Consider the following 25,452-nt stretch of genomic DNA (forward strand, 5'->3'; position numbering starts at 1 on the left):
GGGGGGGGCCGGCGGCGCGGGCGTCCGCCCACGATCGGGCGCCGGGTTTGTTTTTTCTGTTCTGCCCCGGTGGCCCCCCCGCCGCTTTGGTGTGGGGTTTTTGGGGCGGGCCCCCGCCCAAAAAACCCCAAGACCATCGCGGCTGGGGTCACAGCGGCTCAGAACAGAAAACTCATCCACGGCGCCGGATCGTGCGAGAACGCCCGCGCCGCGTGCCCCACCGCGCCCGGTCGCAGTTCGGCCACCAGACCCGCCCCGGCGAGCTGCGTCGCACTGGTGCCGCCGAGGAACAACGAGCCCAGCTCCCGGATGTCCAGGCGCAGATCCGCGGAGTCCGCCGTACGCTCGCACTTCGCGCTTTTCTCATCACCGGAAAGTCGCCACCGGCCCGCGTTCCACGGGCAGAAGCCGTCGACGACGTCGAGCACCAGATCGATCGGCGCACTGTAGGCACGGGACGCGAGCGCGCGGTCCACATCCACCAAGCGCACGTAGACTCCGTCGGCTGTACGGATCTGAGCCTTGCGCGGGTCCGCGAGCAGGAGGAACAGCGGGTCGTCCACTGGCAGGTGCTGCGCCCGCACCGACGTGGTCAGGTCGAGGTCGAGGAGGAACCGCCACAGCGCCGCATACGCCTCAGGATCACGCGCCAGAACTTCCCGCACGGAAACGGTGCCGTCCGGGCCACTCTCGCCCCACACCGGCGTTGTGGAGAAATACGCGTACCCCCGCACCCCGGTCCCGTCCTCGACCAGCACACAGCGCAGCGGCGAAGCCCCGTTGCGCGCCGAAGGCGGGTCCACGAGCTGCCGGGTGGCCCACGCGCCACTGCGCGAGATCATGCCGGGCCGGGTCGGCACAAGGTCTTCGTAGAGCGCCCCGCAGCGGTCGACCGACAGCGCCGGGTCGGCGAACCGCAGTCCCACGCCCCGGCCCAGCTCCGGGTCGCGCAGCGCGTTCGCGTCGCGGGGGACGGCCACCCCCGCCCGCCAGCTGGCGAGCCCGTACCCGAACCGGCCGTAGATCACCGGCTCGGAGGCGGTCAGTGCAGCCACCGGCTCCAGACCGGCCTCGTGCATGCCGTGCAGTTGATGTTTCATCAGGCCGCTGAGCAGGCCCCGCCGCCGGTGCGTGGGGAGCACCCCCGCCGCGCTGATCCCCGCCGTCGGCACCGTGCCCCCGCCCGGCACCGTCATGGAGAACGAGAACGACGCCGCGCCGCCGTTCACGTTGCCGTCCGGGTCGTAGGAGCCGATGCACCGCGCCGGCTCGGCCACCTGGGCCCAGAAAGCCTGCATCTCGGGTGCGGCGGCCCCGCCGAACGCCAGTGCGCTGGTGTCGCTCCAGCGGCGCCAGTCGGTGGGCCCGACGGTGCGGACGGGAGGCTTCCCGGCGAAAAACACTCTGGCCGGGACGGTGGCAGGTACGGCAGCAGGGACAGCGAGCGGGACGGCAACAGGGACAGCAGGTGGGACAGCAGGTGGGACTGCGGGGGGCTCAGTGCTCATCGCTCCTGCCTACCATCCGTCACGTTCTTCAGCGACAGTGTTTCCGGCCCTGCTGCGGCCTGGGACGGCCGGAACCGGATCTCGACCACGTGTTCGGGCCCCACGGAAACCGCCTGTGGTCGATAGGGTCGGCGATCGTGACGACCACGGCGCCCATGGCGGGCAGCACGGCCCCAACCGACGACCTCCCGTCGTCTCCGGCCGCACGGCCCGCGGAACACCGCAGCGGTGCGGGCCTCCTGCCCGCCCTGAACCGGGCGTGGAACTGGATCAGGCGCACCATGCTGCCCTCCGACAGGTTCGCGCTGGTCGTCCTGCTCATCGTGGTGACACTCTGCGGCGTCCTGCCCTCCTCCGCCGTCCGCTGGTTCCCGCCCACCGCCCTGGTCGTGCCGGTCCTCGTCGGCGGCCTGATGCTGCGGATGTCCAGCCTGCTGCTGCTCTACGCGGCGACCGGCGGCGTCCTCATCGCGCAGACCCAGGTGCAGGACCCGGGCACAGTGACCCCCGGCGCGCTCGGGGTGATCGGCGCGGTGGCGGCGATCGTGCTGCTCATGGCCCGGATGCGCACCCGGCTCGGCGTCCAGGGCACCCGCGGCGAGTCGATGCTGTTCGACCTGCGTGACCGCCTCCAGTCCCAGGGCAGGATCCCGCGACTGCCCGCCCACTGGCACACAGAGGCGGTTCTGCGCCCGGCCGGCGGCCAGTCGTTCTCCGGCGACTTCCTGGTGGCCACCCGGGGCACCAGCGGGCGCTACCTCGAAGTCGTCCTGGTGGACGTCTCCGGTAAGGGACTGGACGCCGGAACCCGCGCGCTGTTGCTCTCCGGCGCCTTCGGCGGACTCCTCGGCTCGCTGCCCCCGGCCGACTTCCTCCCCGCCGCCAACGCCTACCTGCTGCGCCAGGACTGGGAGGAGGGCTTCGCCACCGCGGTGTACGTAGTCCTGGACCTCCAGACGGGGGAGTACGAACTGCGGTCAGCCGGCCACCCGCCGGGCGTGCAGTGGACGGCGGGATCCGGTCAGTGGCAGGTCCGCGAGGAGGCCGAAGGCCCGCTGCTCGGCGTGATCGAGGGCGCGGAGTTCAACGTCGTCACCGGACGGCTCGACTCGGGGGACGCCCTGCTGCTTTTCACCGACGGCATGGTCGAAGTCCCGGGGCAGGACATCGCCACCGGAATCGACCGGCTGCTGGGCGTGGCCGAGCACCTGGTGGCGGTGAACTTCAAGGACGGCGCGCGGCGCATCGTGGAGAATGCCGGGCGCAACGTCAACGACGACCGGGCCGTGGTGCTGCTCCGCTGCCGCTGAGCCGAGCCCGGAATCCACCTGCGTCGATCATGTACAAAAGCCCCCTCCGGAGCGCAAAAAGGGACTTCTTCACCTGATCGAAACGGCGGACTTTTGTGATCTGGACCACGGGCCGACGTGTCGCCGCACGCACGTGGTCTGACACCTGATCAACACCTGAGGGCACCCGCGGAACGCGGGTGCCCTCAGTCATTTTCCGGCGATGTTGTGCCGCGTTGATTTCCGTTGTACGGAGTGCACCCGGGAAAAGCGCGTCAGCCACGGGTTTCGAAGGTCCGCCGCATCCCCGTGCGCCAGTCCACCGTGCACGGGCCGGTGACCGAGGCCCGCTTGGCGGTGTCCTGCACCTGGCCCCGCAGGGACCCGGGCTGCTCGCGGACGACGACCTCCGCCTTCAGGCCCGCCAGTTCACCGGTGTAGGCGACCCACTCCTGCACGCTCACCGGCTCGTCGCCGCCCCAGTTCACAATCGTCGCCGGAGTCGACGCGGCGTCAAGAAGGGCCTCGGTCTGCGTGTTGATGTCGTCCTGGTGGATCGGGCTGTACACGCACGGATCCCAGCGGGTCACCACCGGCTTCCCCCGGAGGACGGTGTCCAGGTGCATCGTCGGCAGCCCGCCGTTCGGCCCGTACGACGCGTTCATCCGCGCGATGGTCACCGGCAGGCCGAACGCCCGCGCGCAGTACCGCGCCACGGCCTCCTCGGCGATCTTCGAGATCGAGTACGTGGGGGAGTGGGCCGCGTGCACATCACCCAGCGGAGCGGACTCTCCGTACACGTGCAGCGGATCCCCGTGCGGACGCAGCACCGACGCCGTCGACATCACCAGCGCGCCCTTGGCCCTGCGGCAGTGCTGGAGGAGCAGACCCGTCCCCTCGGCGTTGACCGTCAAGGCGTGGTCGAAGTCGTCACCCGGGCCCTGGAAGGTCGCCAGGTGGACGACGTAGGTGAAGTCCTGCGGGAGATCGCCGAACTCCCCGGAACCCAGGTCGACCCGGCGGGTGGTGACACCCAGCGCGTCGACCTTCGCCCGCTGGGCCGGGTCCGAGAAGCGGGCGATGCCCCACACCTCGTTGTCCCGCGCGAGGTGCTCGGTCAGCGGGTAGGCGATCTGTCCGGCCGGACCGGTGATCAGGATCTTTTCTCCGGACAGCATTCCGGGCCCCTTCTCGGCTACGTGCTCATGAACGACCGTCATATGTCGCTACCCCGCGAAGGGGTGATGACGATGACCGTCATATCCAAGAAGAGGCCCGGATCACCGGCAAAGTGGCGCAGGTCTCCCGGCGCGGGGCCGGGCCCGGGCTCAGACTTCGAGCTCTTCTTCGACACTCTTGAGCTGGTGCCGGGCCATCGCGAGGTTCGCGCGCTGCTTGTCCAGGACCAGGTAGATGAACAGGCCCTTGCCCGCCCGCCCGGTCAGCGGCCGGATCACGTGGTACTGGCCGCCCAGCGTGATGAGGATGTCCTCGATGTGGTCGTTGAGGTTGAGCATCTCCATCGTGCGCATCTTCGCGCGCATCACGTCGGTGTTGCCGGCCGCCGCGACCGTGAGGTCGAGCTCCTTGCCGCCGCCGAGCATCCCCAGGGCCATGCCGCTGGTGTAGTCGACCAGCGCTACACCCTTGGCGCCCTCGATGCCCATCGCGTTCTTGAGTGCCGCTTCCATGTCTGCCATGTCGATGCTCCGCTCCGCGCGTCTGATAGGCCCGTGCTAGGGGCCTGGTGACACCGGCGACCCCTCCGATTCCGGAGCGTACGGTCGGTCCATGGTCACGTTGCCAGCTTTACGACTGAATTTGTCGAAACCGGGTGCAAGGCGTTGCCGATCAGTAAAATGTCGCTTCGGTCCGCACGCCGCCGCCCCGACCGCACGGTGCCACCCCGCCTTGCTCTTGATCAGCCCGCGACGCTACGGTCGCAACCGCCATGGTGCTCGGGAAACCGGTGGGCTGGACAACCTCGTCTACGAGGAGCCTCCAGCCAGTCCGGTGCGGCCCTCGCCACTGTGATCGGGGAGTTCCCCTCCACCCGCACGAACCTGTGCGGAAGCCACTGGACCACGCAAGTCGGTCCGGGAAGGCGGAGGAAGAACGTTACGACCCGTCAGCCAGGAGACCGGCCATGGCAACGGGCAACCGTCAGCAGGTCTCGCCGCCTCGCGACTCCTGACACGGCACCTCGCGTCGTCGCCCGCACACCGACGCCCCGGAAAGGGCGACGGTGCACGGCCGCCAAGCGAGGCACCGCGCCAGAAGCCGCTCCTTGACCGGCGATGCCGACTGACGGTCGCTCTTCCGTCCATCCACGAGGTGTGGGAGAGGGCTTAACAGCCATGCATATCGCCGAGGGTTACCTGCCCTGGGAGCACGCCGCCGCCTGGGGCGTCGCGTCTGCTCCCTTCGTCGTACACGGGGCCCGCGCGCTCAGCCGCGAAGTCCGCCAACGACCTGAGAACACGCTCATGCTCGGCGCGGCCGGAGCGTTCTCGTTCGTCCTGTCCGCACTCAAAATCCCCTCAGTGACCGGAAGTTGCTCGCACCCCACCGGCACGGGACTCGGCGCGATCCTGTTCCGCCCCCCGGTGATGGCCGTGCTCGGCACCATCACCCTGCTGTTCCAAGCACTGCTCCTGGCGCACGGCGGCCTCACGACACTCGGTGCCAACGTCTTCTCGATGGCCATCGCCGGACCGTGGGCCGGATACGGGGCCTACCGCCTCATCCGCCTGGCCGCACCCGAGCGCCCGGGCGGAGCCGCCCGGCTCGATATAGCGGTTTTCGCCGGGGCGTTCACCGCTGACCTGGTCACCTACTGCGTGACCACCGTCCAACTGTCGCTGGCCTTCCCCGACCCCAGCAGCGGATTCCTGGGCGCGATCGGCAAGTTCGGCGCCATCTTCGCCGTCACCCAGATCCCCCTGGCCGTCAGCGAAGGCCTGCTCACCGTCCTGGTCGTCCGCCTGCTCCGGCAGGCCGGGCGCGCCGACGTCCTGGAACCGGCGGTGGCGAAGTGAAGAAGTCCACGAAGATCAACCTGCTGCTCCTGCTCACCGTCGCGTTCCTCGCCGTCCTGCCGCTGCTCATCGGTGCCGCGGACGGCCACGAGGAGCCGTTCACCGGCGCCGACACCAAAGCCACCTCGGCGATCACCGAGAACAAACCGGACTACGAGCCCTGGTTCAGCCCGCTCTACGAACCGCCGTCCGGTGAGATCGAGTCCGGCCTCTTCGCGCTCCAGGCCGCCGTCGGCGCAGGTGTGGTGGGCTACTTCCTCGGTGTGGTCCGCACTAAGAAGCGCCTGGCGGACGCGGCAGACCCCCTGAAGACCGACGTCGTACGGGTCGACCAACCGCGCGCCGAAGCTCCCGGCACGGTGGACACCGGGTCCGCCGTACGAGCGAACCCGTAGTAGACGGCGATGCTGCCGATCGATGCGGCGGCCCACGCGAGTCCGTGGCGCCGCCGCAACCCCCTGGACAAAGCCGTACTCGCGTTCGGACTGCTCGGCTCCGCACTGGTGTCCACCGCCGCCGCGCTGCTCGCCGGAACAGCCGCCGTACTCCTGCTCCTCATCGCCGCCAGGGTCCCGCCGGTCCGGCTCTGGAAGGCGGCCCGCGCACCGCTCGGATTCGCCGTCACCGGCGCGGTCACCCTCCTCGTCTCCATCGGCGCCCACGGCGTCGGCTACGCCCCCGACGGAGCCCGGCACGCCGCCGAACTCCTCGCCCGCACCGTCGCAGCCTCCCTGTGCGTACTCCTGTTCGCCTTCACCACACCCCTGTCCGACGTACTCCCACGCCTCACCCGGATCGGCGTCCCCGCCCCCGTCGTCGACGTCGCCGCGGTGATGTACCGCATGGTCTTCCTGCTCCTCGACACGACAGGCCGCATCCACCAGGCCCAGGCCGGACGACTCGGCCACCAGACCCGCCGCGCCCAGCTCCGCGCCACCGCGGGCACCGGCGCCACCGTGCTCCTCCACGCCTTCGCCCGCGCCGAACGCCTCCAGACCGGCCTGGCCGGACGCGGCTACGAAGGCTCCCTGCGCGTACTCGTCGACAACCACCCCGCGTCCCCGCGCTTCATCACCGCATCCGTCGGCCTCACCGCCGCCCTCGTCTGTCTGGCCGTCACATGCTTCTGAGACTCCACCGCGCCGGCTACCGCTACGACCAGGGGCCCGACGTGTTCACCGAACTGACCCTGGACGTCCCGGAAGGCCGTACCCTCGCCCTCCTCGGCCCCAACGGCAGCGGAAAGACAACCCTCCTGCGGCTGCTCACCGGAAGCCACCAGCCTTCTGGCGGCACCCTCGAACTCGACAACGAAGCCGTCACCTACGACCGCAAAGGCCTCACCCGCCTGCGCCGCGCCGTGCAACTCGTCTTCCAGGACCCCGACGACCAACTGTTCTCCGCCGACGTCGCGCAGGACGTCTCCTTCGGCCCGCTCAACCTCGGCCTGGACGAGGCTGAAGTCCGTACGCGAGTGTCCGAAGCACTGGACGCCCTGGAGATCGCCCATCTCCGCGAGCGCCCCGTACACCTGCTGTCGTTCGGACAACGCAAACGCGTCGCCATCGCCGGGGCAGTGGCGATGCGGCCCCAGGTCCTGGTCCTGGACGAACCCACGGCGGGCCTCGACCCGGCAGGGCAAGAGGCACTCCTGGACACGCTGGACGGTCTGCGCAAGGGCGGAACCACTGTGGTCATGGCCACCCACGACGTCGATCTCGCACTGCGCTGGGCCGACGACGCTGCGGTCTTCGCCGGGGGAGTGCTGCACACCGGGCCGACCGATGACCTGCTCGCGGATACAACGCTGCTGAAGGCCGCCCACCTGCGCCCCACCTGGGCGCACGCCGTAGCGGCCGTCCTGGCCGCCCACGGGATCAGCGCCCCCGTCGCGCACACACCCGAAGCACTGCTCCGACTGTGTGACGAGCACCGGGCAGACCTGTCGCCCAACGATTAGGTTCGGATATATGCGGACACGCGCCGAGCGCTATCTCACGTGGGAGAAGGCCACCACCCCGTGGCTGACCGGGCTTGCGGTGGTATCCCTCGTGACCTTCGTCGTCAATGGCGCGGTCGAGGAGCGAAACGACTACGTCCACCTCCTCGACTACGGGATCTGGGGCATCTTCGTCATCGACTACGTGGTCCGGCTCAAGATCAGCCCGAAGAAGTGGTTGTTCATCCGCACCCACCCGCTGGACCTGGCCGCCGTGATCCTGCCCGAGGTCCGGGTCCTGCGCCTGGTCGGCATCATCGGCCGGATCGGGATGCTCTCCCGCCGGGGACGCGGCGAGCAACTGCTGCTGACCACCGCCGCACTCGCCGCCACGATCGTCGCGGCCAGCGCCGCCGCCGTCCTCGGCCCCGAGCGGCGCGCACCCGGCGGAAACATCGAGAACTACGGCGACGCTGTCTGGTGGGCGATAACCACCATCACCACCGTCGGGTACGGGGACCGCTTCCCGGTCACCGCCGAAGGCCGCACCATCGGCGTTGTGCTCATGGTCGTCGGAATCGCCACCATGGGTATGGTCACCGCCACCATCGCCGCCCGCCTGGTGGCCGACGGCGATGCCGCCTACCTCGCCGAGGATGACCGCCACGAACGGGGCCAGGACGACAAGATGGCGGCGCTGGAGACCCGGATGGCCGAACTGAGCGCGCTGATCAGGAAGAGCCACGGGGAACCGGGCGCCTGAGCTGTTGTCGTGCCGCGTTTGGTGATCACGCGTTTTCCACCTTTGAACGCAGCCTGAAACGTGGAAAACCCGTGATCACCGAGCGTGGGAAGATTCCGCTCTCCGCAGCTTGCCGCGCAGCGCGCGCCTGCCCAGCGGGCCCAGCTCGTCCAGCACCGCCGTCAGCGCGCCCAGTTGGTCGAGTGCGTCGAGGGCCTGGAGCGCCCCGGACCCGTCGACGCCCTCGTAGAGCTCAAGCCCCACAAAGGTCGCCGCGGCAGCCTTCGCCAGACCCGTGACGTCGACGAACTCAGCCAGCGGAGTGCCGGTCAGGACCCGCCCCAGGACCTGCTCGATCTCGGCGACCCACAGGTTCAGCCCGGCGGCGGTGGCGGGGGCCAGCTTCGCGTCGGTCTGCGCCCCGGCGAGCATCTGCGCGAGGAAGGCGACGTTTCCTTCGGCCTGCTCCTTGGCGTGCAACCTGCGCCCCAGGGACAGGAGTTCGCCCAGTGAGGAGACCTTGTCGAACTCCTCCCGCCACGCGGCGACCCGCTGCGCCGCGCCGTGCTTGCAGGCGGCGGCGAGCAGTTCGTCCACACTGCCGAAGTGGTAGAAGACCAACGCCTGGTTGACCCCCGCGGCGGTGGCGATCGCCCGCGCGGAGGCCCCGCTGATGCCTTGGGTCTTCAACGTCTCCAGCGCGCCCGCGAGCAGTTTGGCGCGTGTGTCGCTCATGGGACTCCCGCGGTTCAGCAGCGCACCTCCTCGCGCTGTGGTTTCACCGTACTGGGCACACCGTGCCCGGAGACATCGGCGTACGAAGCGGTGAAGGTCCCGCGATAGCCGAAGATCGGGCCGAATGTACGGTTTCCAACCTGAACGTCGATTCGGAAACACCCCGCGAGGCGGTCGGACTCAGACCAGGCGGCGGATCTCCCCCTGTGCCCGGTAGAACCCGCCCTGCCCCGACTGGCGGACGGCGTCGACCACGTACCGGGCCCCGGGCTCGCGGATGTCCTTGGGGAACTGGACGTTCCAGCCGCCCTCGTAACCCGGCGTACGGACGTGGACCCGCAGCTTGCCGCCGGACTCCACACACTCCACGAGCACACCGCCGCCGATCTCGGTGGTGGTCTCCGCGGTGACGGTCGGCAGCGCCGCCTCCAAGGTGGCCGCCTTCACGTCCCGGACCTCGGGGACAGTGCCCTCTTCGGCCGCCCGGACGGCCGCCTCGCTGACGTCGACGCAGGCGAGCGCGCCGGTGGTGGTCACCACGTACAGCCGGTCGTCGCGGTACTGCATCGAGTACGCCGAACCGCAGCCCGTGCCGAGCTTCCACAGCCGCTTCCCGGACTTGTCGAAGCAGTAGACCGAAGAGTGGCTGTCGCCGGCGAAGACGTATTCGCCGTCCTCGGCGGTCGCGCAGGAGAACACGGCCGCGTCGCAGTCATAGGTGGCCTTGAGCGCGCCGTCCTTCTTCGCGATCCGCTGCACCTTGTGACCCGAAGTCCCCGCGTACACGTCGTCCTCCTCCTGCCAACCGAACAGCACCGAGCCCCCGGTGCGGGTGTGCCACAGCGGTTTCCCGTCGACGGCGGAGAAGGCCTCCACGCCGTTCGAGTGCCCGTGGTAGACCGCGTCGGAGCCGCACCGCACCATCCAGGCGCTCGTACCTGATCCGCCGCGCGCCCACAGGGATTCGTCCTCGTGGTCGATCGTGGTGATGCCGCCCTTGACGTCGGAGACACCGAGCACGCCGTCGAAGATGTCGAGCCAGTAGATGTCGATGTTCCGGGCGATCGTGTACGCCGCACGCGGCAGTTTGCCGCTGATGTCGTAGACGTTGCCGTCGTCGCAACCGGCGTAGGTCCAGAAGTCGTCGGTCACGATGCATTTGACGCCGTCCGGGAGTTGGAGCCGCCCGGTGACCTCGCCGCTGTGCGTGAGCGTCCAGATGTCGCCCTTCTCGTTGCCGACGAGGACCCGGTCGTCGTCGACCGATATGCCGAACGCCGGGGCACCCGAGTTGTACTTCCACAGCACCGGCGCCCGCCGGGCTGTGGACGCCTGACTCTCGATCGCCCTGCGGGTCACCGCCCTGCGCTGCCGGCCCCCGCGCACGGCCGGGGCGTACCCCTTGCGGGTCTTCTCGCCGAGCTTCTTCCGCGCCGCGGCCTCGGCCTTCTCCACGGTGGCGAACGTCGTGGTCTTCGCCTGACCACCCTCGCCGATCCGCCCGTACGTGATCGTCACGTCGACACCGTCGACCACGACCTCGTAGAACTTGTGCGCACTTCCGGAGTCTTCGGACAGTTCGAGGTAGCTGCTGGTCCGGGGCATGCGAACTCCTTGGACGGGGTGGGGGTTGCCAAAACCGGCGGCCGGTGGGGCCTGCGCTTCGATGGTTCGGAACCTATCCACCGCCTCTGACAAGGGGCTGGCGGCTACGGAAACGACGAAGGCCCAGACCGGAGAGAATCTCTCTGATCTGGGCCTTCGTATGGAGCGGGCGACGAGAATCGAACTCGCGTGGTCAGTTTGGAAGACTGGGGCTCTACCATTGAGCTACGCCCGCAAGGGTGGCACGTGCACTGCGCTCGTGACATGCCTAGAGTAGCGGATGCGACCGCGTCGATGGCAACGTGATGAGTGCAGTGCAGACTTTACCGTGCAGTCCTCTAGACTTCGGCAAGCGCCACGGGGCGTAGCGTAGTGGCTAGCGCGCCTGCTTTGGGAGCAGGAGATCGGGAGTTCGAGTCTCCCCGCCCCGACCATGCGTGACGTGGGTCATGACGTGGACACAACGTGATCGCAAGAGGGCGGACCGGGCGACCGGTCCGGCCCTTCAGCGCGCGAAGCGGGAATACCCGGAGGCTCTCAGTCCGTTGGACTGGGAGAATCCGGGCATATCGCGTGTAAGCAGCGTAATGCCCGCAGGCAACCCAATGCCTGCGGGCTGCACAGACCAGAACTGCCCCCAGCAAGGAGACCGCAACCGTGAAGAGCGCCGTCGAGACGTTGAACCCGACTCGGGTCCGACTCACCGTTGAGGTTCCCTCCGAGGAGCTCAAGCCCAGCCTCGACGCGGCGTACAAGAAGATCGCCGGTCAGGTGTCGGTTCCGGGCTTCCGTAAGGGAAAGATCCCGACCCGCATCATCGACCAGCGCTTCGGCCGCGAAGCGGTCTACGCCGAGGCTTTTGACGACATCCTCTCCACCGCGTACGGCAAGGCCGTCGAGGAGAACGAGGTTCGCGTCCTGGGTCAGCCGGAGATCACCGAGGTGACGGACGTCGAGGAACTCGCCAAGGGCGGCGACCTCAAGTTCACCGCGGAACTGGACACCCGTCCGGTCATCGAGCTCCCGGCGTACGAAGGCATCGAGGTCGAACTCGATGACCTGACCGTGTCCGACGACGACGTGGACAAGCAGCTCGAAGAGCTGCGCGGCCGCTTCTCCTCACTCGTCACCGTCGAGCGCGCCGCCGAGGAGGGTGACACCCTCACCCTCGACCTCGAGGCCAAGGTCGACGGCGAGGTCCTCGAAGACGGTGTCGCCAAGGGCATGACCTACGAGCTCGGCACCGGCCGCATGCTCGACGGTCTGGACGAGGCCGTCACCGGCGCGTCGGCCGGCGAGACCAAGACCTTCTCCACCGAGCTCCAGGGTGGCAGCAAGGCCGGTTCGGCCGCGGAGATCACCGTCGTCGTCGAGTCCGTCAAGGCCAAGGAGCTCCCGGAGCTGGACGACGAGTTCGCCCAGACGGCCAGCGAGTTCGACACCATCGTCGAGCTGAAGGCCGACCTTCGCGAGAAGGCCGAGCACACCAAGCTCCACGAGCAGCAGGCCGACGGCCGGGACAAGGTCCTCGAGGCCATCCTGGCGCAGATCGAGGTGCCGCTCCCGGAGAAGGTCGTCGAGGCCGAGATCGCCGAGCGCAAGTCCCAGCTGGAGCAGCAGCTCGGCTACATGGGCATGGACCTCGAAGCGTGGCTGAAGATGCAGGAGAAGACCAAGGAGGAGTACGACTCCGAGGTCGACACCGACATCCGCAAGGGCATGCGCGCCCAGTTCGTCCTGGACGAGATCGTCAAGAAGGAAGAGATCTCGGTCAACCAGGAGGAGCTGACCAAGCACCTCATCGAGCGCTCGCAGCAGTCCGGCATGAGCCCGGACCAGTTCGCGCAGCAGGTCATGCAGTCCGGCTACGTTCCGGTGCTGGTCGGCGAGGTCGCCCGCGCCAAGGCGCTTGAGGTCGTCTCCAAGGCCGCCAAGGCCAAGGACTCCGCGGGCAACGAGATCGATCTGGTCAAGGACCTGCACGCGGACGACAAGGCCGCTGAGGCCGTTGACGCCGCGTCGGACGAGACCGCAGAGGTTCCGGCCGAGGCCTGATCCGACCCCGTACGCCCCTGGGGCGTGCGGTGCGACATGAACAGGACCCGGGCACCGTAAAGGTGCCCGGGTCCTGTGTGTTCCCCGGGGTGCGGCCCGACTTGAATGCGCTCACGGCGAACAATGCGGAGTCCAGGATTCTTCTGGCCGGTCAGCGCGTTAGGGTCGCTGTAAGAGGGGGCCATTGCGGCACTGGTCCGCAGCCCCCAGTCAGGTCGACGTCATGACGGCTCTGAGTCGCCGTCGGAAACGAGCAGGTGGATACGTGACGAATCCGCAGATCGTAACTCCGGGGCCCTCCATGCGCAGCTCGCAGGGTGGTATGGGGCTTGAGGACGGGGTCTACAACCGACTGTTGCGCGAGCGGATTATTTTCCTCGGCTCGCAGGTCGATGACCAGATCGCCAACTCGCTCTCCGCACAGCTGCTTCTGCTGAACGCCGAGGACCCCGACAAGGACATCTGGCTGTACATCAACTCGCCGGGTGGATCCATCACCGCGGGTATGGCGCTGTACGACACGATGCAGTACATCAGCAACGATGTCGCGACCGTCGCGATGGGCATGGCCGCCTCGATGGGGCAGTTCCTGCTCACCGCCGGCGCGCCCGGCAAGCGCATCGCGCTGGCCAACGCTGAGATCCTGATGCACCAGCCGTCCGCCGGTCTCGGTGGTTCGGCTTCGGACATCCAGATCCAGGCCGAGCAGCTCCTGCGCACCAAGGCCAAGATGATCCGGCTGATCTCGCAGCACTCCGGGCAGAGCCAGGAGAACATCGAACGCGACTCCGACCGCGACCGCTGGTTCAGCGCGGAGCAGGCCAAGGACTACGGCCTGGTCGACCATGTGGTCACCAGTGCCGCCGAGGTGCAGAACACGGGTAGCACCAGCTGATTCCACCGGGCGATACCGCAGTGGTAGCCCAGCCTGTCCGCCGCTGATCCCAGATGGTCGGCACAGCACTCAGCAGTCCGGAGGATGAAGAAAACCATGAGTGGCATGAACGAACTTTCGCGACCGTACGGTGTCGCGCCGACAGGGGCCGAGAGCCGGTACGTGCTGCCGCGTTTCGTCGAGCGCACGTCGCAGGGCGTCCGTGAGTACGACCCGTACGCCAAGCTCTTCGAAGAGCGCATCATCTTCCTCGGCGTCCAGATCGACGACGCCTCGGCCAACGATGTGATGGCGCAGCTGCTCACGCTGGAGTCCATGGACCCCGACCGTGACATCTCCATCTACATCAACTCGCCCGGTGGATCGTTCACCGCGCTGACGGCGATCTACGACACGATGCAGTTCGTGCGCCCCGACATCCAGACGGTCTGCATGGGTCAGGCGGCTTCGGCGGCGGCGATCCTGCTGGCCTCGGGAACTCCCGGCAAGCGAATGGCGCTTCCGAACTCCCGGATCCTCATCCACCAGCCGTACAGTGAAACGGGACGGGCGCAGGTCTCCGACCTGGAGATCCAGGCCCGCGAGATCATGCGGATGCGTGCGATGCTCGAATCGATGCTGGCTGAGCACACCACGCAGCCGATCGAGAAGATCCGCGAGGACATCGAGCGCGACAAGATCCTCACGGCTCAGGATGCACTGGCGTACGGCATCATCGACGAGGTCACCTCGCCGCGGAAGTCGCCCGTCCGTTCGAAGAACTGATCCGTACCGACCGGTCGCACCGTGCAGGCTTGCGCGGCACCGTGCGACCGGCCGGGCCGGCGGGGCGGACCCCTCGTTTGTGGGCCTGATGGTCGAAACCACCGGGGTCGGCAGCGATGACGGGGTAACGTCGAAGACCAGCACCAGGTCCGGCATCCGTCGGGGCCTACGCGAAGGAGATGCACCTCGTGGCACGCATCGGTGACGGTGGCGACCTGCTCAAGTGCTCGTTCTGCGGCAAGAGCCAGAAGCAGGTGAAGAAGCTCATTGCCGGTCCGGGTGTCTACATCTGCGACGAGTGCATCGACCTGTGCAACGAGATCATCGAGGAGGAGCTCTCCGAGGCGACCGAGTTGCGCTTCGACGAGCTTCCCAAACCGCGGGAGATCTACGAGTTCCTGGACGGCTACGTCGTCGGCCAGGACACCGCGAAGAAGGCGTTGTCCGTCGCCGTCTACAACCACTACAAACGGGTGCAGGCGGGCGAGAACGGCAAGGCGTCCGGCCAGGACGGCGTGGAGCTGGCGAAGTCCAACATCCTGCTGCTCGGCCCCACCGGCTGTGGCAAGACCCTCCTGGCGCAGACCCTGGCCCGGATGCTGAACGTGCCGTTCGCGATCGCGGACGCCACGGCGCTGACGGAGGCCGGCTACGTCGGCGAGGACGTCGAGAACATCCTCCTCAAGCTCATCCAGGCCGCTGACTACGACGTCAAGAAGGCCGAGACCGGCATCATCTACATCGATGAGGTCGACAAGATCGCCCGCAAGAGCGAGAACCCGTCGATCACCCGCGACGTGTCCGGTGAGGGCGTCCAGCAGGCGCTGCTGAAGATCCTGGAGGGGACGACCGCGAGTGTCCCGCCGCAGGGCGGACGCAAGCACCCGCACCAGGAGTTCATCCAGATCGACACGACGAACGTGCTCTTCATCGTCGGCGGCGCGTTCGCCGGCCTGGAGAAGATCGTCGAGGGCCGGGTGGGCCGCAAGGGCATCGGCTTCGGTGCGCAGATCCGCTCGCGCCACGACGTCGACACGCTCGACATGTTCGCCGACGCGATGCCCGAGGACCTGCTCAAGTACGGGCTGATCCCCGAGTTCATCGGCCGCCTCCCGGTGCTGACCTCGGTGCACAACCTGGACCGCGAAGCGCTCATCCAGATCCTCACCGAGCCGAAGAACGCGCTGATCAAGCAGTACCAGCGGTTGTTCGAACTCGACGGCGTGGAGCTGGAGTTCGACCAGGAGTCCCTGGAGGCCATCGCCGGCCAGGCGATCCTGCGGGGCACGGGGGCGCGCGGACTGCGGGCGATCCTCGAAGAGGTGCTGATGTCCGTGATGTACGACGTACCGTCCCGCAAGGACGTGGCGCGGGTGGTCATCACCGGCGACGTCGTGCTCAAGCACGTCAACCCGACGCTGGTCCCGCGCGACGTGCTGCGTCGCGAGCGCCGCGAGAAGAGCGCCTGAGAAAAAGTCCTCCGTACGGGAAAAGGCCGGGCCCCATGGGGTCCGGCCTTTCCTGTGTGTCCGGCCGTCAGCTCATGACCTGCATCGCTGTGCGGAGCTGTTTGGTCGTCTCAGCGAGGGCGGTGAGGTCGGGCTTGTCCAGGTGCTTGGGGTTGTAGTCGAAGGTAATCAACATGAACCCGGAGTCGGACACCCAGACGCAGGTGCCGATGGCTTTGGATGAAACCTTGGCGGTGAAGGCGCCGCACTCCAGGACGGAGCCCTTCATGCCAGCGTCGAAGGACTTGCGTTCCCCCACGGCGCCGGAGCTCTTGCCGTCCGTGAAGAAGACTTCCGCTTCAGCGGCGGGGAGCAGGACCCGGGCGGTGCGCGCGTTGACCAGGATCGTCGGGGAGGCCGCGCCGGACGGCCCGTAACCGGTGATCACCTGTTTGGTGACCACGGCGGGTACCGGGGTGTTCTTCCGGGTCTCTGTGACGACGGCTGAGTCGTCCATCTTCTGGAGCGAACCGACGGTGTCCGGGGCGATGATGTCGGAGGTGCCCGTTTTGCGGGACGGGGGAGCGGACGGCGACGGGGTCGAGCTCTTGGTCCACGACGGCGTCGGGCTGGCGTTGCCGTTGTTGGCGAACGGGCCGGCGGACGTCGTGGGTGAGTCGCTCGTCTTCGCCACGTTGTCTTTGTCGTCCGAGCCGCCGCGCAGCACCAGCACCGTTCCGACACCCGCGACGATCACCAGGACGATGCCGGCGGCCACCAGGCCGATGAAGCGGTTGCGGTTCGGCGGCGGCTGCGGGGTCCAGCCGCCGGGCGCGCCGTAACCGGGCTGCTGCGGCGGCTGCTGGCCGTAGCCGCCGCCGGGCGGCGGGGGAGTCCCGTAGCCGGGCTGGCCGCCGTAGGGCGGCTGCTGGCTGTAACCCGGCTGACCGCCGTACGGGGGCTGCTGGCCGTAACCCGGCTGACCGCCGTACGGGGGCTGCTGGCCGTAACCCGGCTGACCGCCGTACGGGGGCTGCTGGCCGTACCCGCCCGCCGGCGGGCCGTACGGGCCGGGGGGAGGTCCGGGCGGCGGAGGGGGAGAGCCCATCGTTTTTCCTGTCCCTGGTGGTGAGGCTTACGACGCTTGCGGTGCTTGCGGTGCGCCGGTGAGTCCGGAGACAGATTTTGTACGGAGATCTCGCCCGGCGACGAATGTTGGGCTGATCGTGTCAGAACCCTGGCCGTGAAATGGAAGAAGACTGCCAGATTGAGACCGAAGTCCAGGGATCGCTCCGGGTGCAGCCTCCGGCGGAATCGGCCGGCGGCACCCGGAGCGATCTCCTCGGCAGGAGGCTCAGGAGCCCTCGACCGCCGTACGCAGGTTCCTGGTCGTCTCGGCAAGCGCGGGCAGGTCCGGCTTGCCGACGCGGGACGGGTCGGTGTCCACCGTGACGCCGAGGTATCCGGAGTCGGACACCCACACACAAGTGCCGATCTTCGACCCGGCGGGGGCCCCGGACGGGACGGACGCACCGCACATCAGGACCCGGCCGCCGACGTTCTCGACGGTCGTTTTGTCGGAGATTGTGCCGCCGCTGTTCGTCACGTCCTTGAAGTAGCTGTCCGCTTCGATCTGCGGGAACAGGATGCGGCCGGTCCGTACGGTGACCAGAAGGGCGGGGGAACTCGCCGCGGCCGGACCGTACCCGGTGATCTGCTGTTCGATCACCGCCGCCGGGACCGTGGTGGTCCGGCGGACCTCCTTCACCGCTGCGGCGTCGTCCATCTTCTGCAACGGACCGAGGGTGTCCGGGAGCACGATCTTCCCCGCGGAGGGCCTGGCCGACGGCTTCGACGGCGACGGTGAGGGGCCCGGGGTAGTCGGAACGCTCGGCGGCGGGTTCGGGACGTTGCCGGCGGACGCCGACGGGGAGACCGAGGGGGACGTGTCCGGCCCTGCCTTGTCCTTGCTGCCCGACCCGTCCTTCAGGACCAGCACGACCGCGACGACCGCGATGATCACCAGGACGAGGCCGGCGGTCACCAGACCGATGAGCCGGTTGCGGCCGGGTCCCGGCGAGGGCGGTGGTGGATTCCAGCCGCCGGGCCCGCCGGGGCCGTAGTTCCCGGGCCCACCAGGAGGGTTGCCCGGGCCACCGCCGTAACCGGGCGGCTGCTGCGGCTGGCCGTAGCCACCGCCGGGCGGCGGCGCGCCGTAGCCCTGGATTCCGCCGGGCTGCCCGCCGTACGGCGGCTGCTGGCCGTAACCTCCGCCGGGTGGCGGGTCGTACGGGCCTTGCGGAGGTCCGGGGGGAGAAGAGGGAGAGCCCATCGTGATCCTGTCCCGTCGTCGTAGTGCGCCGGTCGATCAGAATGCCGAGTACTGCACTGTGCCAAGCGGTGTCCTCGTACGTCTGCCCTTGCTTCGCCGCGGGCTGACGCCGGACACCGCGGCGAAAACCGGGTGGCCCCGGTGCCGGACGGTCTTGGAACGAACCGGCTTTCAGGTACTCGGCCGATCGTGTCAGAACCCTTGTCGCCTATGGAGAGAGCTTGGCAGATTCGTGTTGGCACCATTACAGATCGACGTACGGAAAAGCCCGCGCGGAAGACCCCGGGTCCTTCCGTAGACTTAGCCCCGTGACCCAGAACTCCACTGACGCGCCCGACGCGCAGCCGCAGCCGACCGTCGACCTGCCGACCCAGTACGCCCCGGCCGAGGTAGAGGGGAAGCTGTACGAGCGCTGGGTAGAGGCGGGTTACTTCCGCGCCGACGCGTTGAGCGACAAGCCCGCGTACACAATCGTCATCCCCCCGCCGAACGTCACCGGCCAGCTGCACCTCGGCCACGCCTTCCAGCACACGCTGATGGACGCGCTGACCCGCCGTAAGCGCATGCAGGGCTTTGAGGCCCTGTGGCTGCCCGGCATGGACCACGCGGGCATCGCCACCCAGAACGTCGTCGAGCGCGAGCTGGCCAAGGACGGCGTCTCCCGCCACGACCTGGGCCGTGAGGCGTTCACCGAACGCGTGTGGCAGTGGAAGGAAGAGTACGGCGGCAAGATCCTCGGGCAGATGAAGCGCCTGGGTGACGGCGTCGACTGGTCGCGTGAGCGCTTCACGATGGACGAGGGCCTGTCCCAGTCCGTCCAGACCATCTTCAAGAAGATGTTCGACGACGGCCTCATCTACCGCGCCGAGCGCATCATCAACTGGTGCCCGCGCTGCCTGACGGCGATCTCCGACATCGAGGTCGAGTACCAGGACGACGACGGCGAGCTCGTTTCCATCCGCTACGGCGAGGGTGCGAACAGCATCGTCGTCGCGACCACGCGTGCGGAGACGATGCTCGGCGACACCGCCGTGGCCGTCCACCCGGGCGACGAGCGCTACCGGCACCTGATCGGCACTGAGATCGAGTTGCCGCTCACCGGCCGCCGCATCCCGATCGTCGCCGACACCCACGTCGACCCCGAGTTCGGCACGGGCGCGGTCAAGGTGACCCCCGCGCACGACCCGAACGACTTCGAGATCGGCCGACGGCACAACCTGCCGTCGATCGCCGTCCTCGACGAGCGCGCGATCATCACCGTGCACGGCCCGTTCCAGGGCCTGGACCGCCTCGAAGCGCGCTCGGCCATCGTCGCCGCACTGCGCGCGGACGGCCGCATCGTCGCCGAGAAGCGTCCGTACCCCCACTCGGTGGGCCACTGCTCGCGCTGCAAGACCACCATCGAACCGCGCCTGTCCCTCCAGTGGTGGGTCAAGGTCGCCCCGCTGGCGAAGGCGGCCGGCGACGCGGTCCGCGACGGCCGGGTGAAGATCCACCCCGAGGACATGTCGAAGCGCTACTTCGACTGGATCGACAACATGCGGGACTGGAACATCTCCCGCCAGCTGTGGTGGGGCCACCGCATCCCGATCTGGTACGGCCCGAACGGCGAGACCGTCTGTGTCGGCCCCGGCGAGGAGCCGCCCACCGGTGACGGCTGGCGGCAGGACCCCGACGTCCTGGACACCTGGTTCTCGTCCGGCCTGTGGCCCTTCTCCACCCTGGGCTGGCCGGAGCAGACGGCCGACCTGAAGAAGTTCTATCCGACCGACGTCCTGCTCACCGGCCACGACATCATCTTCTTCTGGGTCGCCCGGATGATGATGTTCGGCCTGTACGCCATGGACGGCACCCCGCCGTTCCACACCATCGCGCTCACCGGTCTGGTCCGCGACCAGTTCGGCAAGAAGATGTCTAAGTCCTTCGGCAACGTCGTGAACCCCATCGACTGGATGGACGCGTACGGCACCGACGCCCTGCGCTTCACCCTGGCCAAGGGCGCGAACCCCGGCACGGACGTGCCGATCGGCGAGGACTGGGTCCAGGGCAACCGGAACTTCTGCAACAAGATCTGGAATGCCACCCGGTTCGCGCTGATGAACGGTGCCACGGTCGAGGGCGGCCTGCCCCCTGTCGAAGAACTGACGGCCGCCGACCGGTGGATCCTCTCCCGCCTCGACGCGACCATCGCCGAAGCCGATACGTACTACGACGACTACCAGTTCGCCCGACTGTCGGACACGCTCTTCCACTTCGCCTGGGACGAGCTCTTCGACTGGTACGTCGAGCTTTCCAAGGTCCAGCTCCAGTCCGGCGACGAGCGGGTCGCCGCGGCCACCCGCCGGGTCCTGGGCCACGCCCTCGACGTGACGCTCAAACTGCTGCACCCGATCGTCCCGTTTGTCACCGAGGAGCTGTGGACGACTCTGACGGGCGGCGAATCGCTGGTCATCGCCCAGTGGCCCACCGTCGGCGGCTTCGCCGACCAGGCTGCCGAGCAGGAGATCGCCGCCCTGCGGAAGGTGATCACCGAGCTCCGCAAGTTCCGCGCCGAGCAGGGCCTCAACCCCGGCCAGAAGGTGCCCGCGAAGGTGGCCCTCACCGGTCTGCTCGCCACCCAGGAGCCCGCCATCCGCGCGCTCGCCCGGCTCCAGCCGCCGGCTGACGGCTTCGCCGCCAGCGCCGACCTCGAAGTCGACGGCGTCACCGTCGAGCTGGACCTCTCCGGCACGATCGACGTCGCCGCCGAACGCAAGCGCCTGGAGAAGGACCGCACCCTCGCGGAGAAGGTCAAGGCCCAGTCGGAGAAGAAGCTCGGCAACGAGGGCTTCCTGACCAAGGCCAGCGACGAAGCTGTCGCCAAGGTCAAGCGCCAGCTGGCCGAGGCCGAAGCGGACATCGTCCGGATCGACGGGCAGCTGGAGCGCCTGCCCAAGGCGTAGCCCGTACGGAATCCTGACGAACGCGGGCACCGCACACGCGGTGCCCGCGCTCGTCTGTGCAGGCGTACGGAACGCTGCCCGGCAGCGCGCAGCACGTAGAATTGCCACACCCCCGCCGCACCCCACTGAACCGGTGAACCTGACGTGACCAACCCCGAAGCTGAACTCCGTACCGTCGAAGCCGAGCTCGTCGGCCGCTGGCCGGAGAACAAGCTTGAGCCGTCCACGGACCGCATCACCGCGCTCCTGGACCTCCTCGGCGAGCCGCAGAAGGCGTACCCGGTCATCCACATCACCGGGACGAACGGCAAGACGTCGACCGCGCGCATGATCGAGGCGCTCCTGCGCGCCTTCTCGCTGCGCACCGGGCGTTACACCAGCCCGCACGTGCAGTCGATGACCGAGCGGATCAGCATCGACGGCGCCCCCGTGTCGGCCGAAGTGTTCGTCGAGACCTACCGGGACATCGAGCCGTACGTCCAGATCGTCGACGCCACGTCCGCGAAAAAGGGCAAGCCGGTTCCGATGTCCTTCTTCGAGGTCGTGACGGGCATGGCGTACGCCGCGTTCGCCGAGGCCCCGGTGGACGTCGCCGTCGTCGAAGTGGGCATGGGCGGGGCCTGGGACGCCACCAACGTGATGGACGCCGTGGTCGCGGTGGTCACCCCGATCGGCGTGGACCACGCGGACAAGCTCGGTGACACCCCCGGTGAGATCGCCGTGGAGAAGGCCGGGATCATCAAGAAGGACGCCCTGGTCGTGCTCGCCCAGCAGCCGCTGGACGCCGCCGAGGCACTGCTCAAGCGGGCCGTCGAGGTGGACGCGACAGTCGCCCGTGAGGGCCTGGAGTTCGGCGTGGTCGCCCGCGACGTCGCGATCGGCGGGCAGCTGCTGACGCTGCGCGGCCTGTCCGGTGAGTACACCGAGGTGTTCCTGCCGCTGCACGGCCTCCACCAGGCGGAGAACGCCGCGCTGGCACTGGCCGCGGTCGAGGCCTTCTTCGGCGCCGGTCAGGGTGACCGTCCGGGCCTCACCAGCGCCGGCACGCTGGACCCCGACATCGTCCGCGAGGCGTTCGCCTCGGTGACCTCCCCCGGCCGCATGGAAGTCGTCCGCCGCGGCCCCACCGTGGTCCTGGACGCCGCGCACAACCCGGCCGGCGCGCGGGTCGCCGCCGTCGCCGTCAACGAGTCCTTCGACTTCCGGCACCTGGTCGGTGTCTTCGGCGTCATGAAGGACAAGGACGTACGGGGAGTGCTCGAAGCGTTCGAGCCGGTGCTCTCCGAAGTCGTGGTCACCCAGAACTCCCAGCCGCGCGCGATGCCGGCGGACGAACTGGCCGCGATCGCCGCGGAGGTCTTCGGCCCCGACCGCGTCGAGGTGCACCCACGCCTGGACGACGCGATCCAGGCGGCCATCGACCTCGCCGAAGCCGAGGGCGACCTGGGCGGCGCCGGAGTCCTCATCACCGGGTCGGTGATGACAGTCGGTGAGGCGCGCGTACTTTTGGGAGGGAAGCCCGAGTCGGGCCCGGCGGCCGACGCACCGGTGCCGCCGTCGCGGACCAGCCGCAGCATGCGGCCGTCCACGGCCGACTCGCTCGACGACGCGGAGGAGTACTGATGGGGGAGCGGCAGACGGGCGACGGGAAGATGTTCCGCGCCTTGGCGTCCACCCACCTGATCGGCCAGGCGATGGTGATCTGCCTGGGCACCCTGGTGGCGCAGAGCCTGACCGACGTGTCCGCCGGAGTGCTGTGGGCGGTGGCCGGACCGGCCGCGGTGCTCAGCATCCTGCTGTGCGGATTCCTGACCAGGCCGTGGGCCGTCCCCACCGGCTGGGTGCTCCAGTTCGGCATGGTCGCGGCCGGTTTCCTCGTGCCGGTGATGTTCGTGGTCGGCGTGGTCTTCGCGCTGATCTGGTACTCCTGCGTCACGGTCGGTCAGCGGATCGACCGGGAGAAGGCCGAGTGGGTCGCGCGGGCGGACGCTGAGGACGCTGCCGCGGCGACGGCTCAGCCGGCGGTCGGGGCCGCCACCGCGACCGAACAGACGTCCGAAAGTGTCGCAGCTCAGTAACAGAGCAAGTGGGGCGGGGGGATCACTGCTAGCCGCGATCGTGACCCCGGATAGGCTTCTCGCGTTGACGGTGCGGTGTCCATTCCATGTGACCTGCCTGCCGTCCGGGCGTACGTCGCCATTGCGGCAGGTGTGGGTTACGCCTCCGCTTCCCAGCAGGACCCCGGGTACGGGTGTCCGTCTTTTCCATAAGGAGTTCCCGTGTCGGAGCGCACACTCGTCCTCGTCAAGCCCGACGGTGTCCGGCGCGGCCTGGTCGGCGAGGTCGTCGGCCGTCTTGAGGCCAAGGGCTTCACCCTCGCCGCGCTCGAGCTGCGGCTGATGGACCGTGAGACGATCGAGCGGCACTACGCCGAACACGTCGGCAAGCCGTTCTATGCTCCGCTGGTGGAGTTCATGACGTCGGGACCGTCGATCGCGATGATCGTCGAGGGTGAGCGCGTCATCGAGTCCTTCCGTACGCTCGCGGGCACGACCGACCCGATCACCGCCGCCCCCGGCACGATCCGCGGCGACCACGCGACGATCACCCGGGAGAACATCGTGCACGGCTCGGACTCAGTGGAGTCGGCTGAGCGGGAGATCAAGAACTTTTTTCCCGGCCACAGCTGACCCGCCTGAGCTGACAGCCGCTCACGCTTGAGGCGGAGTCACCGCCGCCGCTCGGGTTAATTGCCCGCAAGTCAGACAAAAACGGCACGTCGGTGTGTTGTTCATTCGCACACCGTGCCTACCATTGAGGCCGGTTGCACATGGCGCCCCAACTGTGCGGTGTCGCAGGCCGCTCTCTGTCCCCACGGTGTCCTTCAACACCTGACCCGACCTCGGGAAGGCCCTGGTTCTCCTCATATGAGCAACTTGTCTATGTCGTTCATCGGACGTGACATGGCAGTCGACCTCGGTACGGCCAACACGCTGGTGTACGTCAGAGGCCGGGGCATCGTACTCAACGAACCGTCAGTGGTCGCCAAGAACACCACCACTGGGGGCATCCTCGCGGTCGGTGCCGAAGCCAAGAAGATGATCGGGCGCACACCCGGCAACATCGTGGCGATCCGCCCCCTCAAGGACGGCGTCATCGCCGACTTCGAGATCACCGAGCGGATGCTCCGCTACTTCATCCTCAAGGTGCACCGCCGCCGCTACCTCGCCCGGCCGCGCGTCGTCGTGTGCGTGCCCAGCGGCATCACCGGCGTCGAACGGCGAGCCGTCGTCGAAGCCACCAGCCAGGCCGGCGCGCGCACCGTCCACATCATCGAAGAACCCATGGCGGCGGCCATCGGCGCCGGACTCCCGGTCCACGAGGCCACCGGCAACATGGTCGTCGACATCGGCGGCGGCACCACCGAGGTCGCGGTGATCTCCCTCGGCGGCATCGTCACCGCCCAGTCGATCCGGGTGGCCGGCGACGAACTCGACAACGCGATCATCAGCTATGTCAAGAAGGAGTACTCGCTGCTGCTGGGCGAGCGCTCCGCCGAACAGATCAAGATGTCGATCGGCTCCGCCTTCGACCTCGGCGAGGACTCCCACAGCGAGATCCGCGGCCGGGACCTCATCTCCGGGCTCCCGAAGACGATCGTGCTGTCCACCGGGGAAGTCCGCAAGGCCATCGAGGACCCGGTCGCCACGATCGTCGACTCGGTCAAGGCCACCCTCGACAAGTGCCCGCCCGAACTGGCCGGCGACGTCATGGACCGCGGCATCGTGCTCACCGGCGGAGGAGCCCTGCTCCGCGGCCTGGACGAGCGGCTGCGGCACGAGACCGGCATGCCGATCCACATCGCCGAGAACCCGCTTGACTCCGTCGCCCTCGGCGCCGGCAAGTGCGTGGAGGAGTACGAAGCGCTCCAGCAGGTGCTGGACGCCCAGCCCCGCAGATAACTGAACCTGACAACTGAACCCGAAGAACAGCGGGACGACCGCTGGCATCGGCTCGGTCCAAGCCGGACCCGCCAGATGCCGGCGCTGCCCGTCCGTACCCCCGCGGCGGCACACAGCGTTATCACTGCGTGTCACTGCGTAGGACGCTGACCCGCCGCAGGACTGAAACTTGTGATGCTGATGTGCTGCGATGAAGC

23 protein-coding genes, 2 tRNA genes and 1 riboswitch are annotated in these 25,452 nt (G+C 68.4%); of the genes, 16 read left to right on the top strand and 9 right to left on the bottom strand.

Annotation, left to right across the window (positions count from 1 at the left end):
- Nucleotides 1-158 precede the first annotated feature (158 nt).
- Nucleotides 159-1,403 (bottom strand): GNAT family N-acetyltransferase, encoded by a 1,245-nt coding sequence (locus AC0Z36_RS12985; protein ID WP_485462978.1) that lies wholly within the window; start codon nt 1,401-1,403, stop codon nt 159-161.
- A gap of 260 nt (nt 1,404-1,663) precedes the next feature.
- On the opposite strand from AC0Z36_RS12985, the gene AC0Z36_RS12990 reads away from it, so the two are divergent.
- The gene (locus AC0Z36_RS12990) at nt 1,664-2,818 is read left to right on the top strand and encodes a SpoIIE family protein phosphatase (RefSeq protein WP_485463046.1); all 1,155 of its coding nucleotides are present in this window, start codon (nt 1,664-1,666) and stop codon (nt 2,816-2,818) included.
- 254 nt (nt 2,819-3,072) lie between these two features.
- On the opposite strand, the gene AC0Z36_RS12995 is transcribed toward AC0Z36_RS12990, so the two are convergent.
- Both AC0Z36_RS12995 and AC0Z36_RS13000 read right to left on the bottom strand, forming a co-directional pair.
- Nucleotides 3,073-3,975: an NAD-dependent epimerase/dehydratase family protein gene (locus AC0Z36_RS12995; RefSeq protein WP_485462979.1), complete on the bottom strand. Its 903-nt coding sequence runs from the start codon at nt 3,973-3,975 to the stop codon at nt 3,073-3,075.
- 150 nt (nt 3,976-4,125) lie between these two features.
- Nucleotides 4,126-4,497 (bottom strand): hypothetical protein, encoded by a 372-nt coding sequence (locus AC0Z36_RS13000; RefSeq protein WP_485462980.1) that lies wholly within the window; start codon nt 4,495-4,497, stop codon nt 4,126-4,128.
- A 235-nt stretch (nt 4,498-4,732) separates the two neighbouring features.
- Nucleotides 4,733-4,960, top strand: a riboswitch (cobalamin riboswitch).
- Between the two features lie 194 nt (nt 4,961-5,154).
- Between AC0Z36_RS13000 and AC0Z36_RS13005 the strand changes: the two genes are divergently transcribed.
- From AC0Z36_RS13005 to AC0Z36_RS13025, 5 genes are read left to right on the top strand one after another with little or no spacing between them, the layout of a single operon-like run.
- The gene (locus tag AC0Z36_RS13005; RefSeq protein ID WP_485462981.1) at nt 5,155-5,835 is read left to right on the top strand and encodes an energy-coupling factor ABC transporter permease; all 681 of its coding nucleotides are present in this window, start codon (nt 5,155-5,157) and stop codon (nt 5,833-5,835) included.
- Nucleotides 5,832-6,230: an energy-coupling factor ABC transporter substrate-binding protein gene (locus tag AC0Z36_RS13010; protein ID WP_485462982.1), complete on the top strand. Its 399-nt coding sequence runs from the start codon at nt 5,832-5,834 to the stop codon at nt 6,228-6,230. The genes AC0Z36_RS13005 and AC0Z36_RS13010 overlap by 4 nt, the downstream gene beginning before the upstream one ends.
- Before the next feature lie 9 nt (nt 6,231-6,239).
- Nucleotides 6,240-6,965, top strand: a complete 726-nt coding sequence (gene cbiQ, locus AC0Z36_RS13015) for a cobalt ECF transporter T component CbiQ (RefSeq protein ID WP_485462983.1) — start codon at nt 6,240-6,242, stop codon at nt 6,963-6,965.
- Nucleotides 6,956-7,795, top strand: a complete 840-nt coding sequence (locus AC0Z36_RS13020; protein ID WP_485462984.1) for an energy-coupling factor ABC transporter ATP-binding protein — start codon at nt 6,956-6,958, stop codon at nt 7,793-7,795. The genes cbiQ and AC0Z36_RS13020 overlap by 10 nt, the downstream gene beginning before the upstream one ends.
- Before the next feature lie 10 nt (nt 7,796-7,805).
- Entirely contained in the window at nt 7,806-8,537 is a 732-nt protein-coding gene (locus AC0Z36_RS13025; RefSeq protein WP_485462985.1) for a potassium channel family protein, read from the top strand.
- Nucleotides 8,538-8,612: 75 nt separating this feature from the next.
- Here the strand turns inward: AC0Z36_RS13025 and AC0Z36_RS13030 are convergent, their stop codons facing one another.
- The 4 genes from AC0Z36_RS13030 to AC0Z36_RS13045 form a co-directional block, all read right to left on the bottom strand.
- Entirely contained in the window at nt 8,613-9,251 is a 639-nt protein-coding gene (locus AC0Z36_RS13030; RefSeq protein WP_485462986.1) for a TetR family transcriptional regulator, read from the bottom strand.
- A gap of 14 nt (nt 9,252-9,265) precedes the next feature.
- Nucleotides 9,266-9,403, bottom strand: a complete 138-nt coding sequence (locus AC0Z36_RS13035) for a hypothetical protein (protein WP_485463047.1) — start codon at nt 9,401-9,403, stop codon at nt 9,266-9,268.
- A gap of 28 nt (nt 9,404-9,431) precedes the next feature.
- Nucleotides 9,432-10,856: a WGR domain-containing protein gene (locus AC0Z36_RS13040; RefSeq protein WP_485462987.1), complete on the bottom strand. Its 1,425-nt coding sequence runs from the start codon at nt 10,854-10,856 to the stop codon at nt 9,432-9,434.
- Nucleotides 10,857-11,017: 161 nt separating this feature from the next.
- Nucleotides 11,018-11,091: transfer RNA gene (locus AC0Z36_RS13045), tRNA-Gly, on the bottom strand.
- A 123-nt stretch (nt 11,092-11,214) separates the two neighbouring features.
- On the opposite strand from AC0Z36_RS13045, the gene AC0Z36_RS13050 reads away from it, so the two are divergent.
- From AC0Z36_RS13050 to clpX, 5 genes are all read left to right on the top strand, one after another.
- A tRNA-Pro gene (locus AC0Z36_RS13050) sits at nt 11,215-11,290 on the top strand.
- A gap of 223 nt (nt 11,291-11,513) precedes the next feature.
- Entirely contained in the window at nt 11,514-12,911 is a 1,398-nt protein-coding gene (gene tig / locus AC0Z36_RS13055; protein WP_485462988.1) for a trigger factor, read from the top strand.
- A 301-nt stretch (nt 12,912-13,212) separates the two neighbouring features.
- Entirely contained in the window at nt 13,213-13,806 is a 594-nt protein-coding gene (locus tag AC0Z36_RS13060) for an ATP-dependent Clp protease proteolytic subunit (RefSeq protein ID WP_485462989.1), read from the top strand.
- Nucleotides 13,807-13,902: 96 nt separating this feature from the next.
- Entirely contained in the window at nt 13,903-14,571 is a 669-nt protein-coding gene (locus tag AC0Z36_RS13065; RefSeq protein ID WP_485462990.1) for an ATP-dependent Clp protease proteolytic subunit, read from the top strand.
- A gap of 188 nt (nt 14,572-14,759) precedes the next feature.
- Complete coding sequence (clpX, locus tag AC0Z36_RS13070; protein ID WP_485462991.1) at nt 14,760-16,040, top strand: ATP-dependent Clp protease ATP-binding subunit ClpX; 1,281 nt, start codon at nt 14,760-14,762, stop codon at nt 16,038-16,040.
- Between the two features lie 67 nt (nt 16,041-16,107).
- On the opposite strand, the gene AC0Z36_RS13075 is transcribed toward clpX, so the two are convergent.
- Both AC0Z36_RS13075 and AC0Z36_RS13080 read right to left on the bottom strand, forming a co-directional pair.
- Complete coding sequence (locus AC0Z36_RS13075) at nt 16,108-17,127, bottom strand: hypothetical protein (RefSeq protein WP_485462992.1); 1,020 nt, start codon at nt 17,125-17,127, stop codon at nt 16,108-16,110.
- Nucleotides 17,128-17,373: 246 nt separating this feature from the next.
- A complete protein-coding gene (locus AC0Z36_RS13080; RefSeq protein ID WP_485462993.1) occupies nt 17,374-18,351 on the bottom strand; it encodes a hypothetical protein in 978 nt (325 codons plus the stop codon).
- A gap of 308 nt (nt 18,352-18,659) precedes the next feature.
- Between AC0Z36_RS13080 and AC0Z36_RS13085 the strand changes: the two genes are divergently transcribed.
- From AC0Z36_RS13085 to AC0Z36_RS13105, 5 genes are all read left to right on the top strand, one after another.
- Nucleotides 18,660-21,293 (top strand): valine--tRNA ligase, encoded by a 2,634-nt coding sequence (locus AC0Z36_RS13085; protein ID WP_485462994.1) that lies wholly within the window; start codon nt 18,660-18,662, stop codon nt 21,291-21,293.
- A 144-nt stretch (nt 21,294-21,437) separates the two neighbouring features.
- Nucleotides 21,438-22,916: a bifunctional tetrahydrofolate synthase/dihydrofolate synthase gene (gene folC / locus AC0Z36_RS13090; protein ID WP_485462995.1), complete on the top strand. Its 1,479-nt coding sequence runs from the start codon at nt 21,438-21,440 to the stop codon at nt 22,914-22,916.
- Nucleotides 22,916-23,371: a DUF4233 domain-containing protein gene (locus tag AC0Z36_RS13095; protein ID WP_485462996.1), complete on the top strand. Its 456-nt coding sequence runs from the start codon at nt 22,916-22,918 to the stop codon at nt 23,369-23,371. The genes folC and AC0Z36_RS13095 overlap by 1 nt, the downstream gene beginning before the upstream one ends.
- A 201-nt stretch (nt 23,372-23,572) precedes the next feature.
- Nucleotides 23,573-23,983: a nucleoside-diphosphate kinase gene (ndk, locus tag AC0Z36_RS13100; protein WP_485462997.1), complete on the top strand. Its 411-nt coding sequence runs from the start codon at nt 23,573-23,575 to the stop codon at nt 23,981-23,983.
- A gap of 252 nt (nt 23,984-24,235) precedes the next feature.
- On the top strand, nt 24,236-25,255 hold the full coding sequence (locus tag AC0Z36_RS13105) for a rod shape-determining protein (protein ID WP_485463048.1): 1,020 nt from the start codon (nt 24,236-24,238) through the stop codon (nt 25,253-25,255).
- The last annotated feature ends 197 nt before the right edge of the window (nt 25,256-25,452 follow it).

This window comes from Kitasatospora sp. UYEF31 (assembly GCF_057291755.1).